The following is a 623-nucleotide window of genomic DNA, read 5'->3' on the forward strand; positions in this document are numbered from 1 at the left end:
GGTCGCTGTGGACGGTGCGATCCCCGCGAGCTGTGCCAGTTCCGTCGCTGTCCATGCGCGGCCGTCGAGCAGCGCGAGGCAGAAGGCGGCGCGGGTGCGGTCGGCCAGCAGCGCCCCCAGGGCGGCGAGGTCCGGTTCCTTGGCGTAGATATCGGGGCTGATCACAGCACCATTGTCGTCAGCCGATGCTTCGACGCACATCGAAACGTCCCGCCCCTAGCGTTTGAGGCATGACGACTGACGCCCACCGAGTGGTCCGGCCGAGCATCCTCTACTTCGGCACGCCCGTGGTCCTGCTAACCACCGAGAACGATGACGGCACGTTCAACCTTGCCCCGATCTCCTCCGCCTGGGCGCTGGGACAGCACATCGTCCTGGGCCTGGGCAGTGAGAGCCAGACCGCGCGCAGCCTTGCGGCGCGCTCCGAGCTGGTGATCAACGTTGCCTCGCCGGAGCTGTGGGAGCAGGTGGAGTGCCTGGCACCGCTCACCGGGGCCAACCCGGTGCCCGAGAGCAAGCAGGCGGTGTACCGGTACGAGCCCGACAAGTGCGCCGCGTCCGGGCTCACCCCGGCCGACTCCCACATCGTGAAGCCGCAGCGGGTCGCCGAGTGCGCGCTGCAG

General features: G+C 69.2%; 2 protein-coding genes. One reads left to right on the plus strand and one right to left on the minus strand.

The annotated features are described in order from the left end of the window. On the minus strand, positions 1-201 hold a 201-nt coding region (locus tag ACFPP6_RS36520; RefSeq protein WP_465269393.1), incomplete at its 3' end, for a helix-turn-helix domain-containing protein. A 29-nt stretch (positions 202-230) separates the two neighbouring features. On the opposite strand from ACFPP6_RS36520, the gene ACFPP6_RS36525 reads away from it, so the two are divergent. Next, positions 231-623, plus strand: a 393-nt coding sequence (locus ACFPP6_RS36525; RefSeq protein WP_382051152.1) for a flavin reductase, incomplete at its 3' end; no start/stop codon positions are given.

The organism is Streptomyces aureoversilis, assembly GCF_042657885.1.
GTDB lineage: Bacteria > Actinomycetota > Actinomycetes > Streptomycetales > Streptomycetaceae > Streptomyces > Streptomyces aureoversilis.